Below are 16,377 nucleotides of genomic sequence, written 5' to 3'. Positions count from 1 at the left end.
TTCCTATGTGGTTTAGTAACCTTATATGTTATCGCTTTAAACAAGATGTTTCGTATACACAAGAAGATTTTGACAAAGCATTAGAGCAAGACTTATTTCGTCCATGTACGGGCCAAGAGCTGGCTACATTTGGCTGGACAAAAGCGTTTGGGAAACACGGCGAAACTTTATCGCATTTTTCACAAAAAAGTATTTTAGTTTGCGCTAAGCGCGAAGAAAAAGTATTACCTGCATCGGTTATAAATGAGCTAGTTGCAGAAAAAGTCGATTTAATTGAAGCTGAAGAAAATCGCCCAGTTAAAAAGAAAGAAAAAGACGAATTAAAAGAAAACATTTTACATACACTGCTACCACAAGCATTTAAAAAGTCGAGCTTACAGTTTGCATTTATTGACCAAGAAAACGGCTGGGTTGTGGTTAATAGCGGCAGTTTTAACAAAGCCGAAGAGTTACTCGCACTTTTGCGTAAATCGTTAGGCACACTGCCTGTAGTACCTGCATTTGCCAATTACGACCTAGATGTATTTTTAACCGACTGGTTAACTAACTTCAGCACGCCTGAAGGTTTTGCAATAGGCTCAGATGCAGAGTTAGAAGAAGCAGATGACAGTGGTGCGCAAGTTAAGCTTAAAGGCCACGACCTATCGTGCGACGAAGTTAAATCGCACCTTGAAACCGGTAAACGTGTTACTAAGCTTGCACTTGATTGGCAAGAACGTGTTAAGTTTATGCTGCAAAACGACGGTTCTATTAAGCGTTTAAGCTACAGCGATACCTTAAAAGAAGAAAATGCTGATATTCCAAAAGAAGACATGGCAGTAAAACTCGATGCTGACTTTATTTTAGCTTCAGAAGAAATTAAACAGCTACTTGAAGAGCTAACTCAAGGCTTAGGCAATATAGACGACTTAGCTTAAGCGCTAACCCTTGCTAAGTTAAGCCAAAAAAAGCACGATTTAATCGTGCTTTTTTTACACTTACTACTTAATTACTATTAGCAAAACATCTCTTTTATATCGTCAACCATAGCGTGATACTCATCGCTGGTGAAAAGCTGCATAGAAGGAATAATTCCTTTGTTAATATAAACCTGTAGCGCGGCCGACTTATCTGACACTTGTAGCGTGCCCTCTAAAATTGCACCAATCCTAATAAAATCAATATAGCTTACCTGCTCAGGGCGATGACTGGCATCAGCCCAGTTTTGCGCCACATCAACAAATTCATCAGGAAACTCCCACGCTTTCATTATAGAGCCACCAATTTTACCACTGAGCTTTTGAATTGCATGGGCTAAAAAGCTAGGATTAGCAAATACCTCAGGATGGCGTTCGGCTTCGGTTAAAATGGGTAATACACCAATATTATAAATTAATGATGCCAAGGTAATCGAATCTCTATTTAAAGAGTTTTGCTTATTATTCTTTAAGTAAAATTCCATTAATGCAATTGAGTGACTCGCTACTATTAACGTTTTTTGCCACGCTTTGCCCATGTAACCTTTAATTAGCTCGTTGTTAGATACAAACAATTGCTCCATTGCCATAGCCGTTGCAATATTTTTAATTTGTCGTAAGCCTATGCGAGTAACTGCTTGATGTAAGTTAGATACCTTAACTGAGCGCCCCATAATTGCACTGTTAGCTACTTTAATCATACGGGCTGTTAGTGCTGGATCATGTGCAATCACATCGGCCATTTGCATCAAGTTTACGTCATTATTATCAGCAGCTTGGCGCACTTTAATTGCTACTTCAGGTAAAGTAGGCAGCACCAAAGTGTCGTTATTTATTCTATCAATCAAAATTGTTAACAATGCATTTTCAGTAGACATAACATCCCTATGATTAGTTATTTATAAGCTAAAACAAGCCTTATATTGTTGTTATTATATGCTTTAGTATTACTTAACTTATAGTTAAAGCTAACAAAACTACATAAATTTATTTTTTATTTACTATTTAACATCAGTTAATTACACCTCTAACGCCTAAAACTTGCTATTTACCACGGTGTTTTGCTTTAATGCAGTCACTATAAGGCAGTATTTTTAAGATAGTAAGCGCCTTAGCGAACTGCATACAAATAATAAATCTTACTTTTAAATAGGCAAAATAATGAATTTAAATAAAATTAGCCAAGCAATTATGCTCTCCGGCATCGTTTTTCTTAGTGCTTGTTCAGAGCAAGCCCCTTCTTCTAGTAATAAAACGGCTGTTAAAACAGAGCAAGTAAAGCCAGTAGGTCCAACACTTATAAATACCGATAAACAACGTTTAGACATTTACACTGACTTTAGCTTACAAACTGATTTATCACATTTAAGTGATAACCAAAAAGCTATGGTGGCAAAGCTTATAGATGCTTCAATAATTATGGATGATTTATTTTGGCAGCAAGCGTTTGGTGAAAATAAAGAGTCATTTTTAGCTAAACTAGCTGATGACAAAGTGCGTAAATTTGCCGACATAAACTACGGTCCATGGGATCGTTTAAACGGCGATAAAGTGTTTTTATCAAGCTATAAAGAAAAAGCAACTGGTGCACAGTTTTACCCTGCAGATATAACTAAAGAAGAGTTAAATAAAGCTGATCTTGCAGATAAAAATGGGCTTTACTCTATTATTAAACGTGATGAGCAAGGTAACCTTTACAGCGTGCCATACTCTAAAGAGTACGCAACCGAGCTTTTAGAGGCTGCTAACTTGCTACGTGAAGCAAGTAAACTAGCAGACGATAAAGAGTTTGCTAACTACTTAAACCTTCGTGCAGACGCGCTACTAAACGATGACTTTCAAGCGTCTGATTTTGCGTGGATGGATATGAAAAATAACCCAGTAGATGTGGTTATTGGTCCAATTGAAACTTATGAAGACCAATTGTTTGGTTACCGTGCTGCTTATGAGTCTTATGTATTAATTAAAGATTTAGCATGGAGCGAACGCCTGGCTAAATTTGCTGCCTTTTTACCTGAGCTACAAAAAGGCTTACCGGTTGATGATAAATACAAACAAGAAGTTCCGGGATCAGACGCCGACCTAAATGCCTACGACGTTGTTTACTATGCAGGGCACTCAAATGCGGGCAGTAAAACCATTGCAATAAACTTACCAAACGACGAGCAAGTACAGCTTGAAAAAGGCACGCGCCGTTTACAACTTAAAAATGCCATGCGCGCTAAGTTTGACAAAATTTTAGTACCAATTGCAGAACAACTTATTGTGCCTGAGCAACGTAAGCATATTACCTTTGATGCTTTTTTTGCTAATACTATGTTCCATGAAGTAGCTCATGGCTTAGGCATTAAAAATACCCTTACTGGTAAGGGAACTGTGCGCCAATCATTACAAGAACACGCCAGTGCGCTAGAGGAAGGTAAAGCCGATATTTTAGGTTTATACATGATTGAGCAACTACTTAAAAAAGGCGAAATTACTGAAGGTACACTAGAGGATTACTACACCACCTTTATGGCTGGTATATTCCGCTCAGTACGTTTTGGTGCATCTAGCGCTCATGGTAAAGCGAATATGATCCGCTTTAACTTTTTTGCTCAAGAAGGTGCTTTTTCTAAAAATGAAGCCGGTTTATACCGTGTAAATATGGAAAAAATGAGCCATGCTATGGCTAAATTATCGCGCTTAATTTTAACCATTCAAGGTGATGGCGACTATCAAAAAGTAGATCAGCTTATTGCTACGCACGGTAATATTAAAGCAGAGCTAGCAGAGGATTTAGAAAAGCTAAGCCAAGCTAATATTCCGGTTGATGTTACTTTTAAACAAGGCAAAGCAGTGTTGGGCCTTAAATAGTTTATAGCCTGTTTACTACCTAAAATAGCCTAGTAAATAAAAACTAAAAAAGCGTTACAGCTCAAAACTGTAACGCTTTTTTATTGAGTTAAAAGTGCTCGGTGTCGTTATTTAAGCTAAACGCTAATTATTTAGTAATAATTACTTAGCAGTAATAACGCTGCGCACTACAGGCTCTAAACTACTCATTCCCCAATGCTTTCCCTTTGCTAGGGCCGATTCAATATCAAGCCCTTCTGCATGAGCAGAAATAGCCATTAAAGCCCCTACTCTATTGCTACTAGCACAATGTAACAGCACAGGTTCGCCGTTTAGTTCTGCCATTATTTTAGCCAGCTTTTGTGCGTTTTCAACGCTAACATCTTGCGCGCCAGCAATTGGCAATGCGTGATACTGCATCCCTAACGAAGCCACCAACTGGGCTTCATCCCAGTCTTGCTCGTTTTCGCCACGTAAATTAATTACGTGCTTTACTCCAGCATTAGCGAGTTGTTTAAGCTGCTCGCTCGTTGGTTGTGCCGCAGACAACGTTTGATTTTCGTGAATAACTAAATTACGCACATCGCTAGTTTTAACTGCTGTAATATTAATAGACTGCTCTTTTGCAAACGCTGCGCCTGTAGTTAATAGCGCAGTGATAAATAATGCATTGGCAAACAACTTAATATGTCTCATCTTGGCTCTCTATAAGGTTTTAGAATTAAAAGTGGGCTTTTATTTTTGCTATTTTCTCGTCTTCATATGGCACTGCCGGGTGTTTACCCCATACTGGCGCAGGCCAAGCGGCATCGCTAGTAAAACGCGCAATATGATGAATATGTAATTGCGGCACCATATTACCAAGCGCCGCCACGTTTAATTTATCGGGATTAAATACCCGCATTAATAAATGACTCAATTTTGCCGACTCGCGCAAATAAGTAACTTGCTCATCCTCGCTTAAGTCAATTATCTCTTTTAAACCGGCTTTTTTTGGCACCAAAATAAACCAGGGGTACTGGCTATCGTTCAATAGTAATACTTTACACAGCGGCCAATCGGCAAGCTCTATACAATCGCGCTTAAGCTCTGGGGCTAGTTCAAATGTGGGGTGGGTCATCATAGTGTCCTACTTTGTCTTTAATAATTACCACTTTATAGCATTTAGTTGCAGTTGCACACGCTTGGCTTTACCATTCTAAGCAATATTTATTAAAGCGAAGGCAACCCTGTGCTAAAAAAAATAAAACATCTTTCACTGGCCATCCCTCTGCTAGCAAGTGCTGTTAGCGTACAAGCAAAACCACTCTCGCTAGAGCGTATTTTTGACGACCCGAGTTTATCGGGTAAATCTCCTGTGCAATTAAAGTTTTCGCCCGATGGCAATCGCGTTACTTATTTACAAGGCAAAAGTGACGACTATAACCGCTACGACTTATGGGAATATAACTTAAAAGATAACACCAACCGTATGCTGGTCGATTCGGCTAAGTTATTCTCGGGCCCAGAGAACCTCTCTGACGAAGAGAAAGCACGCCGCGAGCGCCAGCGTATTTTTGGCCAAGGTATTCTTGAATATAAGTGGTCTAAAGATGGTAAAGCGTTATTGTTCCCACTTAACGGCGATTTGTATTACTACGAACTAGCAGCAAATAAAAGTAAAAAACTCACCAATACCGAGGCATTTGAAACCGATGCTCGCTTTTCGCCAAAAGGTAATTTTGTATCTTTTATTCGCGAGCAAAACCTGTACGCTTTAGCGCTCGATTCTGGTAAAGAAATTCAACTAAGTAACGATGGCGGCGGCATCATTAAAAATGGTATGGCCGAATTTGTTGCACAAGAAGAAATGAGCCGTATGACCGGTTATTGGTGGGCCGACGACGAGTCTAAAATTGCCTTTACTCGCGTTGATGAAAGCCCAGTAAAAGAAGCGCTACGCAACGAAATTTACGCCGACGAAGTAAAACTATTCAATCAACGTTACCCATTTACTGGCACTAATAACGTTAAAATACAGCTTGGCGTAGTTACCTTAAACAATCAGCAAGTGGATTGGGTTGATTTAGGCAAAGATGAAGATATTTACCTTGCCCGAGCAAAATGGTTAAAAGATAGTAATACGCTCTCGTATCAATGGCAAAACCGCTCACAGCAAACGTTAGAGCTGCGCTTTTATAACAGCAAAACTAAAAGCCAAAAAGTAGCGCTCACCGAAAGTAGCGATACCTGGATAAACTTACACTTTGACCTTGAGTTTTTAAAAGACAAAAAGCATTTTGTATGGGCGTCTGAGCGTGATGGTTTTAAACATTTATACCTTTATCGCACCAATGGCCAATTAGTACGTCAAATTACTAACGGCGAATGGGCGGTCGATAGCTTAAAAGGCATAGATGAGAAAAAAGGCCTCGTTTACTTTTCAGGCAGAAAAGACACCCCACTCGAAAGCCACTTATACAGTGCCTCGTTATTTAAAAAAGGCGATATTAAACGCATTACCGAGCAAGGCCAATATCACGATGTAGTACTTGCCAAAGACAACAAAACCTTTATTGATAATAGCTCGGCGGTTAATCAGCCAAACGCTGCAGCTCTGCGTAAAATAAATGGCGAGTTTATTACTTGGCTTGAAGAAAACAAGCTAGATAACACGCACCCGCTTACGCCTTACTTAAGTGATTTAGCGACGCCTGAATACGGCACACTTAAAGCCGAAGACGGCCAAGTAATGCATTATAGGTTATTTAAACCAAGCAATATAAGTGACGCTAAAAAACACCCTGTTATTGTAAACGTATACGGTGGCCCACATGCACAGCGAGTAACTAATAGCTGGCGTAGTAAAAACCTATATTTTCAATATATGGCGCAACAAGGCTATGTGATTTTTCAACTTGATAACCGCGGCTCATACAACCGTGGCAAAAAGTTTGAAGATGCTATTTATAAAAATTTAGGTGAAGTAGAAGTTGCTGATCAAATTAAAGGCGTGGAATTTTTACGTACGCTTGATTATGTTGACCCACAACGTATTGGTATTTACGGCCACAGTTATGGCGGTTACATGGCACTAATGACCATGTTTAAAGCTGGCGATTACTTTAACGCCGGTGTTTCTGGCGCGCCAGTAACCGACTGGGCACTTTACGACACTCATTATACTGAGCGTTATTTAGGCCACCCGGCCACTAATGCTAAAGGCTATGAAAACAGTGCGGTATTTCCGTATATTGACGGCTTAAAAGGTCCATTAATGATTTACCACGGCATGGCCGACGACAATGTGTTGTTTACTCACGCCACTAAACTATTTAAACAATTACAAGATACCAATAAACCGTTTGAAATGATGACCTACCCAGGTTCTAAACACAGCCTACGCGGTAAAACAGTGCAAACGCACCTACACCAAACCATTACTAACTTCTTTAATCGTCATTTTGATGTTAAATAACAACTAAATGTTGAATAAATAGACTAAAGGCTGATTATAAATCAGCCTTTTTTTTGCCTTAATAAGTGCTAAGTTTAGTTATATAAATAAACTTAATAAAAGCACAGCAGTGCTGTACCCATTAAGGAATAAACATATGCTCAACCTTCGTCGTTTTACTATTTTTCAGCGTTTTGCACTGTTAGTTGGTATCGTTGTATTGGGACTGGTTATATTAAGTATTTCGAGCTTAAGTAATCAGTATCAAGCGCTTAAAAATGAGCAATATCTTAAAACTCAAAACCTAGTAGAAACCGCCTATAGCGTTATTGATCACTTTTATAATCTTGAGCAAAGTAATACCCTCACCCAACAACAAGCGCAGTCGCAAGCTTTAGCTACAATTAGTGCCCTTAGGTACGATAATACCAACTATTTTTGGATAAATGACTACCACCCAAAAATGATAATGCATCCATTTAAGCCAGACTTAAATGGTACAGATTTAACTAATAACAAAGACCCCGATGGCACAGCATTATTTGTAGAAATGGTAAAAGTGACTCAACAAGCAGGTTCAGGGTTTGTACCTTATAAATGGCCTAAACCAGGTAAAGACAAACCAGTTGATAAAATAGCGTTTGTGAAGGGCTTTAACCAATGGCAATGGGTTATAGGTTCGGGCGTGTACCTCGACAGTATTGATGGTGCATTTGCTGAGCAACGTAATTTAATAATTATAAATGCCGTGGTAATGATTATTGCACTGATTATATTAAGCTACTTTATTGGTAAAAGTATTATTACTCCAACACGCTTAGCTGCCGACATGATGAAAGATATTTCCCAAGGCGAAGGCGATTTAACCCGCAGCTTAGATGAAACCGGAAATGATGAAATTTCTGAACTAGCGCATTCGTTTAACTTATTTATATTGAAAATGCGTGAATCGTTGACGCATGTATCGCAAAGCGCACACGATGTTAATCAACATGCGCATACCGTTGACGAAGCAAGTAAAACAAGCCAATCATTTATTGAATTACAAAACGACAGTAGCACTCAGGTAGCTGCAGCAATGGAGCAAATGACCCATCAAATTCATGATGTGAGTCGCAATGCTGAAGCCGCCGAGCAAGCTGCAAACGATGCAGCTAGTAATGCATCATCAGGTAAAAATGTTGTTGCCAATACAATAACAGCGATTGAAACACTCTCCAGTAATATAGAAACTGTGAGCCGAGTTACCGCCGATTTAGCCAGCGAAAGTAATAATATAGGATCGGTACTTGAAGTAATTAGAAGTATTTCAGAGCAAACTAATTTACTTGCCCTTAATGCTGCGATTGAGGCTGCCCGTGCAGGTGAACACGGCCGTGGGTTTGCCGTTGTGGCAGACGAGGTGCGTACTTTAGCAAGCCGTACTGGTAAAAGCACCGACGAAATTCAAGCTATGATCACTAAGCTGCAAAACGGTGCAAAAGCAGCGGTAGAGGCGGTGAAGTCGAGCCAAGCTCTTTCAGCATCAACGGTTGAGCAGGCATCATCAGCAAACACATCATTAAATGAAATTGAACGCTTAGTTAGTGTGATCACCGAAATGAACAGTCAAATAGCGCGTGCTACTGAGCAGCAAACTTTAGCTGCAGATGAAGTGAACTTGCGTATTAACGATCTAGCTAATTCAACTAAAGAGTCACTCGATAATACCAAGCAATTAACCGGTGCCAGCGAGCAGTTAAAACAAAGTAGCTCACAACTCTCAAGTGTAGTAACTCGTTTTAAATTAGATTAAAAATTAAAAGCCCTGTATTTACAGGGCGTTGTTAATTACTACTTTATGGTAATTACAAACAGTAACTAGCAAATAAACTACTTACCGAGGCTGCCGTTGGCTTGCCATGCTGCCAATCGCCGCCCTCTACTGCGCTACCCGCTATGTCCATATGTACATAAGGTAGTGGCTGAGCTGAGTCGTTACCATGCTTGTCTAAGCCGCCAACAATTGCTAAAAACGCCATAGGGAACTGATGTCCTCGTGCCGTTACAGCCGATGCTGCGTTATTACTAGAAAGTACATCGTCTGCTAAAGTACGCGGCTTGATAAAGTCATAATCCTCACGACGAGAACGCGATACTTCTGCGCCATCGGCCCATAAGTCGCCGTTATCAGCGAGCTTTCGTGAAATATTAGCACTACGTGCTGGTCCATTTTCAACGTAAGCACCATAAGGACCCATAGCGCGGGCTGCATGGCCGGTTAAAGTGGCCACTGTAAATAGCGTTGGGTTAATTTGGTTTTTAGCTAAATCTTTCATTTCACTTAACAGGTCGCCCATAGCTAAGCGCCCTTCTGCATCTGTATTACCTATGCGTACTCGCACACCTTCACGGCTAGTAATAATTTCATCTGGTACAAAACAATCAGAGCCAATTGAGTTACGTACTACCGCTAAGTAAGCAATTACTTTAACGCCCTTAGGTCGGTAGTCGGCCACTGCTTTCATAAAGCCGGCCACAGAAGCTGCACCGCCCTTATCGCGGCTCATGCCCGCCATATGGCCGCCCACTTTTAAATCAGCGCCGCCGGTATCGTATACTAAGCCTTTACCTACAAACATGAGTGTACGAGTTACCTCGCCCTCTGGTACATATTCTAATTTAACTACACGCGGGTGATGATGCTCAACAGCGTACGATGCACGAGCTACTGTGCTAAGCATAGGGTAGTTTTTATCTATAACTGCAAGGTCATCAATAACATCAACTACAACATTACTGCCTTTAAATAGATCAACACAGTAATCTGCAAAACGTGGCGGCGCCATGCGCTCAGGCTCAGTGCCACATAAATCACGCGCTGCGTATTGTCCAGCTGCAAGTGCATTCACTGCTTTAATTGTTTGCTCTGTGGCATCAACCAAACCAATTTGCGTAATTGGCTCAATAGCCTCGCCATGATATTCGCGCGCTTCTAATGGCTGCCACAATGCTTGGCAAGTTCCTAAGTAAGCAACTTCTAGCGCATGCTGATAACGGCTGTCGGCATTTATATTAGGCAAGTAAATAGCAGGGTTAACACTGCCCGATGCTTTAGCTTCATTTATTGCTAGTTTTGCAGCATCAAAATAACGGCGTACATCGTCGTAGTCTCTATTTAATGGCCCAGTAGGCGCCAGTACTACACGTTTATTATTAATAACTAATAAAGTTACTTGCTTACCGATACGTGAATCTACTTTTGCTTGCGCTGCAATAGCGTCGCGTAATGGATTGTTAGCTAATTGAGAAAAGTCATCACTAATTATAATGAGTGCGTCATGCGCGTTGCATTCAAGGCTAGCGCTCATTGGCTGAGCCACTACTGCTTTAGGGTATGCCATAAATAAAGGTCCTGTTAAAAACATAAGCCTCTATTATCGTTGATTTGAATATTGAAGACCAGCAAGCTGCGATAAGCTCCCCGCTTAAGTTAAGATGCGCTGGCAACTTGTCACTACAGGGTTTACATATCGAGTATGCTCAGCTGCAAATTGTGTTGCGGCTGATTCTTTATTCCTACCCCAATACCTAACAAACGCACTGGTTGCTGTAAGCCGCGTTGATACGCTTTAGCTAATAGTTCGCTAAAAATATCGCTATTTAATTGCTGATGCGCCTGATCGGCTGAGGTCACTACAAAATTAGCAAATTTCACTTTAACACTAAGTTTATTTACCTGATTTTGCAGCTGCTGCTTGTTTAGTCGAGTGGTTAACTCCTCAAGCAGTGAAGGAAGTTGTTCTAGGCATTCTTGTAAACTATTTTTATTGTACTCATAAGTATGCTCAACGCTTAGCGATTTACGTACGCGCTCAGTAGACACCCGGCCTATGTGTTCACCAGCGCACTTTTGATATAACGACACGCCAAAATTACCTACATGTTGCTGCATCCAATTTACGCCTTTTTTGCGTACATCTTGGCCTGTATACAAACCTTTTAAGTTAAGCTTTTCGAGCGTGACCTTACCTACCCCCGGAATTTTACCCAGCGGTAGCTGTGCTAAAAAGGCATCAACCTGATCGGGCAATACTACAAACTGACCATTGGGTTTGTTTTCGTCACTGGCTATTTTGGCAATAAATTTAATTGGCGCAATACCAGCCGAGGCAGTAAGCCCTGTGGCATTATAAATATCAGCACGAATTTGCTGCGCAATAAGTGTAGCGCTGCCTTTACACTGCTCACTATGGGTTACATCTAAATAGGCTTCGTCAAGAGAGAGGGGTTCAATTAAATCTGTATAGCGACTAAACACGGCACGTATTTGCGTCGACACGTCTTTATAAACAGCCATACGCCCAGGCACTATAACTAAGTCGGGGCATAACTGCTTAGCATGATAGTTAGACATAGCCGAGCGCACGCCATATTCCCGAGCAATGTAATTTGCAGTAGAGAGTACGCCACGGCGACTATTACCACCAATTGCTAGTGGTACATTGGCAAGTTTAGGGTTGTCGCGCATTTCGACCGCCGCATAAAAGCAGTCCATATCTATATGAATAAACTTTTTCATTACCACTATAACAACTGTTTATTTATACAGCCATTATTATAGAATCACCTATAATTAGCAAGCTTGCACCCTATTAAAAACAGCGTTTATTATTTTTACGCTTTTTAAAAGAGTACAGCCAAAACCCTGTTTCCAACGCAAAGCCCACAACTGTTAAAGCAATTACACCCGATGCATTACCCATCGCGTAGCAAATAAATGCAGCTATAAAAACTAAACAGACTAAAAGCCAATTAACGACACTTTTCATACATATCTCCCTAGCTGTGTTATATAACAATAAACCTTTTATTTAATTAAACCAAACATAAAATACCCTAGGTTAATTACCTTGAGGTAATAACCCCATATTGATAATCTAAACACTTTAAAATTAAAGGGCGTAAATGTATGCAAACGTTTAAAGATCAACATCCTATTCATACTGATATTACTGTGGCATGGGGAGATATGGATGCCCTGCAACACGTAAATAATGTCGTTTATTTACGCTATTTTGAAATAGCTCGCATCGATTTTTTAAATAAAATAAATCTTTTTGAAACCATTAGCAGCAAAGGTATTGGCCCTGTGATCAGCGAAAACACCATTCGCTATAAACGCCCGGTTACTTTTCCCGATACTCTCACTGTAGGTGTCACCATTAGCGATATTAAAACAGATCGCTTTATGATGAACTACAACGTGTTTAGCCACGCGCAAAATGCCATTACCACTACGGGCACTTCGCAAGTCGTAATGTTTGACTTTCAAACTGGTAAAAAGTCGCCAATCACTGAGCCGCTTTTATCTGCTATACAGCAATATACCCAAAACTAAGCCAGTAAATAAGGAGCTTATATGCAATACAACCCACTAGGTAGCAGTGGTGTAAACGTCTCAAGGGTCTGCTTAGGTAGTATGACGTGGGGGTTACAAAACACGCAAAGCGATGCAGATCAGCAAATAGCTTATGCGCTTGAGCAAGGTGTTAACTTTATTGATACCGCCGAAATGTACGCTGTGCCGCCATCTCCCGACACCTACGGCAAAACAGAGCAAATTATTGGCAACTGGTTAGCGCGCAATCAAGATAAACGTAGCGACATAGTACTTGCCACTAAAATTGCCGGAAACGGTTTAGAGTGGATACGTGAAGGTAGCAATATTACCCGCCAAACAGTCATTGCCGCGGTTGATGATTCGCTTAAACGCTTGCAAACCGATTACATTGATTTATACCAACTACACTGGCCCAACCGCGCCACGCCACATTTTGCCAAACAATGGCCAGGTATGCTTAAATTTACCGAGGTAGATACGCAGCAACAAACTGCCGATATGCTCGATATATTAGAAGGTTTAAACGACTGCGTAAAAGCCGGAAAAATAAAACACTGTGGCCTTTCAGACGATACACCTTGGGGTGTTAACCAGTTTTTAAACTTAGCTAAAGAGCATAATTTACCGCGCATGGTGTCGATTCAAAACGAATTTAGCCTAGTACACGCCAAAGATTGGCCTTACTTAATAGAACAATGTGTACACGAAGATATTGCTTATTTACCTTGGTCACCATTAGCTGCGGGTTCATTAACCGGTAAATATTTAAACGGCGCACGCCCTGAAGGAACGCGTTGGACCTTTATGCAACGTAACGGTATTTTCCGCGATACGCCAAACGCACAACAAGCAATAAAGCAATACGTAGAACTTGCTCACGCCCATAATTTAACCCCAGCAGAACTTGCCCTAGCTTGGTGTAATAAAGTAGATGGCGTAACTTCTACTATTATTGGTGCCACGTCTATGGCGCAATTAAAAGAAAATATAGGCGCGTTTAACCTTACTTTAAGCGATGAAATTCTCGGCGCTATTAATCGTATTTTTAGACAATACCCTATGCCTTATTAAGCTAATGCGCATTAATTAAAAAGACCAAGTTAAAAGTAAAAACCGCAAGCTAAGTGCACCTACTCCATAGGTGCACTTTTAACTTTGCATTATTACTCGGCCTGCCATTTATGCGCTAATATACGTTGCTCATTGGCGTACAGCGTGACACTAAATATACTGCCCGCCGTTACTTCACCAACCCCTGCAGGTGTGCCGGTCATTATCACGTCGCCATCTTCTAAGTACATAAAGTCACTAATTTCAGCTAAAATTTGCGCTGGTTTATGTAACATAAAATCGCTATTGCCTTGTTGTATTGGTTGATCGTTTATTTTGAGCTCAAAGCTAAAATGTTGCATCTCCTCGTTAAGCTCAACAAACGGCGTTAATAGCACAGAGCCGTCAAACGCTTTTGCTCGCTCCCACGGCAAGCCTTTGTTTTTTAACTTAGCCTGCACTTCGCGTTTGGTTAAATCAAGCCCCAAGCCAACGCCAACTAAACGACTATTTTTTACCACAAAGCAAAGCTCGGTTTCGTAATGTAAAACATCCTTATTATGCTTTGCTAGCAACTTAGTACCAATTGCACTATTAGGCTTATTAAATAACACCATTTGCTCTGGCAGTTCATTATTTAACTCTGCAATGTGTGCGGTGTAATTACGCCCTACACACACCACTTTTGAGGGCAATACGTTGTCACAACCCAATGTTACTAACTGCATAAATCAACTCTATATTGTTGGTTAAATAAGTGTTTCGAGCAAAGCTAAATTAATTGGTTTAAGCAGCACTTGCTCAATTTCAAGCTGTTTAATTTTTACTGGATCAGGTTCCATACCACTAACAATAACGCGCTTTAATTTTGGATAATGTTGTTTTATATGGTTTGCTAAATCTAAACCACTGCCGTCAGGCAGGTTCATATCTAGCAGTACTTTATCGTAGTTAGCGTCTGCTTTAAGTATGGCTAAACAATGCTCATAACTGCTTGCTATTTGTGTTTCAACCCCTAAGCTTTCTAGTAAAAGTTGCGTTATTTGCGCCGCATCGGCGTCGTCTTCTACTAATAAAAAGCGGGTATTACTATGGGTAACTTCGGGGGGAATTAATACATCTGCTGTTTTATTATTTTTACTAAGCGTATCTTGTAAGCACTGATACAGTAAGTTGGAATCGACTGGTTTTGCTATCACATTATTAAACCCTAATGCCGATAACTCATTATGAATGCCTTTCATAGTTGCTGCCGTTAAGGCAATAATTGCGCCTTCAAAGCCAATTTTTCTAAGCTCTATGGTGGCTTCTTTTCCGCCCATAATTGGCATATGTATATCCATAAAAATAGCGTCGTAGTCTATTCCTTGTTGCTGGGCATTACGTACTTTTTCAAGCGCTTGCTTACCGTGCTCAGCGTAATCTACTTTTGCTCCTGCAGAAGTGATCATGTGGCCAACTAAAACGCGTAAATCACGTAAATCATCAACCACTAATACCCTACCATTAACTTTACATGGTGCATTTTTTTGCTGCATATTAGGGGTTAAGTCGAGCCTTAATATGCTACGCTCTACATTTTTAATATTGCCCGGATAGAGCGAAATAATAAATTTAGAGCCTTTGCCTATTGCTGAATCTAAGGCTATTGAGCCCTGCATTCTGTTAAGTAGCTCAGTACAAATAGCAAGTCCTAAACCTGCACCGCCCACTGCACGCGACTCAACATCGGCTATTTGTTCAAACGGTTTAAATATAAGCGCTTGTTTTTCGGGGGCAATGCCCATGCCCGAGTCTTCAATACTAAAAAATAGCATTTCACGGGCGCTAACAAACTCAGTCCAAGCACAAAGAGTTATTTCGCCTTGCTCGGTAAATTTAATTGCATTGTTGATAATGTTTATAAGTATTTGTCGAAGGCGAGTTGCGTCAATATTAACGATTAAAGGCAAGGGTTGCAGCGATTCAAAGCGTAATGACAAGCCCTTATCAAGCGCCGACACTCGCATTAAAGTAAATACGTCAGCCATTAAGCTATCAAGATTTACATCACTGCAATTAAGTTCAAGCTTATCGGCCGCTATTTTTGATAAATCGAGGACGTCATTAAGTAAGCTTAATAAGTGTTTACCATTGCGATAAATTACACCTAGCTCGTTTTCGGCTTGTTTACTAAAGTCGCTTTGCATTAATAATTCGGTGTAACCTAAAACCGACGACAGCGGGGTACGTAGTTCGTGGCTTAAGTGCGCTAAAAAGCGATCTTTCGAGCGGTTTTCGGCTTCGGCTTTTAATCGTTCGAGTCGCTCATCTTCAACATCGCGACGGGCTAAAGCATAACGTATTGCGCGCGCAAAGCGGCTAGTGGTCATTTCACTTTTAACTAAATAGTCTACAGCGCCGGCATCAAGTGCAGCCGAATCTAACGCTTCATTAGATTGCCCTGTTAACATAATTATTGGGCCACTAAAGCCGTTTTTTATTGCTTGTTTTAATACACTTAAGCCATCTGAGGCACCTAAGCGATAATCTAGCAGACAAATGTCATGCTTATTCTCACTAAGTACTTTAACTGCTTGTTTAGGGTCGCTAACCCACTCAATCTCAAATGTATGGGAACTGAGCTGCTCAAGATAATCGCTAGTAAGAATATAATCATCTTCATCATCTTCAACAAGTAGCAGCTTGGTTGCCTTAATAGACATGCAATCTCCCGT

14 protein-coding genes are annotated in these 16,377 nt (G+C 40.5%); 6 read left to right on the top strand and 8 right to left on the bottom strand.

Features of this window, described 5'->3' with window-relative positions:
• Positions 1-5 precede the first annotated feature (5 nt).
• On the top strand, positions 6-917 hold the full coding sequence (gene rdgC, locus AAEZ22_RS12180) for a recombination-associated protein RdgC (RefSeq protein ID WP_352297366.1): 912 nt from the start codon (positions 6-8) through the stop codon (positions 915-917).
• Between the two features lie 77 nt (positions 918-994).
• Here the strand turns inward: rdgC and AAEZ22_RS12175 are convergent, their stop codons facing one another.
• Positions 995-1,834 carry an HDOD domain-containing protein gene (locus AAEZ22_RS12175; protein WP_011329032.1) on the bottom strand — a complete coding sequence of 280 codons (840 nt, stop codon included), beginning with the start codon at positions 1,832-1,834 and terminating at the stop codon, positions 995-997.
• A gap of 283 nt (positions 1,835-2,117) precedes the next feature.
• On the opposite strand from AAEZ22_RS12175, the gene AAEZ22_RS12170 reads away from it, so the two are divergent.
• A complete protein-coding gene (locus tag AAEZ22_RS12170; protein WP_011329033.1) occupies positions 2,118-3,812 on the top strand; it encodes a DUF8614 domain-containing protein in 1,695 nt (564 codons plus the stop codon).
• A 141-nt stretch (positions 3,813-3,953) separates the two neighbouring features.
• Here AAEZ22_RS12170 and AAEZ22_RS12165 read toward each other — a convergent pair whose 3' ends face one another.
• Both AAEZ22_RS12165 and AAEZ22_RS12160 read right to left on the bottom strand, forming a co-directional pair.
• On the bottom strand, positions 3,954-4,487 hold the full coding sequence (locus AAEZ22_RS12165) for a protein tyrosine phosphatase family protein (RefSeq protein ID WP_089368683.1): 534 nt from the start codon (positions 4,485-4,487) through the stop codon (positions 3,954-3,956).
• 25 nt (positions 4,488-4,512) lie between these two features.
• The gene (locus AAEZ22_RS12160; RefSeq protein ID WP_041454540.1) at positions 4,513-4,911 is read right to left on the bottom strand and encodes an HIT domain-containing protein; all 399 of its coding nucleotides are present in this window, start codon (positions 4,909-4,911) and stop codon (positions 4,513-4,515) included.
• A gap of 111 nt (positions 4,912-5,022) precedes the next feature.
• On the opposite strand from AAEZ22_RS12160, the gene AAEZ22_RS12155 reads away from it, so the two are divergent.
• A complete protein-coding gene (locus tag AAEZ22_RS12155; RefSeq protein ID WP_089368684.1) occupies positions 5,023-7,248 on the top strand; it encodes a S9 family peptidase in 2,226 nt (741 codons plus the stop codon).
• Between the two features lie 136 nt (positions 7,249-7,384).
• The gene (locus AAEZ22_RS12150) at positions 7,385-9,022 is read left to right on the top strand and encodes a methyl-accepting chemotaxis protein (protein ID WP_197108722.1); all 1,638 of its coding nucleotides are present in this window, start codon (positions 7,385-7,387) and stop codon (positions 9,020-9,022) included.
• A 52-nt stretch (positions 9,023-9,074) separates the two neighbouring features.
• Here the strand turns inward: AAEZ22_RS12150 and AAEZ22_RS12145 are convergent, their stop codons facing one another.
• From AAEZ22_RS12145 to AAEZ22_RS12135, 3 genes are all read right to left on the bottom strand, one after another.
• Entirely contained in the window at positions 9,075-10,610 is a 1,536-nt protein-coding gene (locus tag AAEZ22_RS12145; RefSeq protein ID WP_352297363.1) for a M17 family metallopeptidase, read from the bottom strand.
• A gap of 122 nt (positions 10,611-10,732) precedes the next feature.
• On the bottom strand, positions 10,733-11,788 hold the full coding sequence (gene dinB / locus AAEZ22_RS12140) for a DNA polymerase IV (protein WP_011329039.1): 1,056 nt from the start codon (positions 11,786-11,788) through the stop codon (positions 10,733-10,735).
• A 73-nt stretch (positions 11,789-11,861) separates the two neighbouring features.
• The gene (locus tag AAEZ22_RS12135) at positions 11,862-12,038 is read right to left on the bottom strand and encodes a hypothetical protein (protein WP_011329040.1); all 177 of its coding nucleotides are present in this window, start codon (positions 12,036-12,038) and stop codon (positions 11,862-11,864) included.
• 140 nt (positions 12,039-12,178) lie between these two features.
• On the opposite strand from AAEZ22_RS12135, the gene AAEZ22_RS12130 reads away from it, so the two are divergent.
• The gene (locus AAEZ22_RS12130) at positions 12,179-12,607 is read left to right on the top strand and encodes an acyl-CoA thioesterase (protein ID WP_086993205.1); all 429 of its coding nucleotides are present in this window, start codon (positions 12,179-12,181) and stop codon (positions 12,605-12,607) included.
• Between the two features lie 21 nt (positions 12,608-12,628).
• Positions 12,629-13,681 (top strand): aldo/keto reductase, encoded by a 1,053-nt coding sequence (locus tag AAEZ22_RS12125; RefSeq protein WP_179807512.1) that lies wholly within the window; start codon positions 12,629-12,631, stop codon positions 13,679-13,681.
• 92 nt (positions 13,682-13,773) lie between these two features.
• Here the strand turns inward: AAEZ22_RS12125 and AAEZ22_RS12120 are convergent, their stop codons facing one another.
• Together AAEZ22_RS12120 and AAEZ22_RS12115 are read right to left on the bottom strand one after the other, a co-directional pair.
• Positions 13,774-14,388, bottom strand: coding sequence for a fumarylacetoacetate hydrolase family protein (locus AAEZ22_RS12120; protein WP_352297360.1), 615 nt, complete (start codon positions 14,386-14,388; stop codon positions 13,774-13,776).
• 21 nt (positions 14,389-14,409) lie between these two features.
• Positions 14,410-16,365, bottom strand: coding sequence for a response regulator (locus tag AAEZ22_RS12115; RefSeq protein ID WP_352297357.1), 1,956 nt, complete (start codon positions 16,363-16,365; stop codon positions 14,410-14,412).
• Between the last annotated feature and the right edge of the window lie 12 nt (positions 16,366-16,377).

The organism is Pseudoalteromonas sp. 20-MNA-CIBAN-0454 (genome assembly GCF_040308685.1).
Taxonomy (GTDB): domain Bacteria; phylum Pseudomonadota; class Gammaproteobacteria; order Enterobacterales; family Alteromonadaceae; genus Pseudoalteromonas; species Pseudoalteromonas nigrifaciens.
This window is presented reverse-complemented; position numbering and strand designations above follow the sequence as displayed.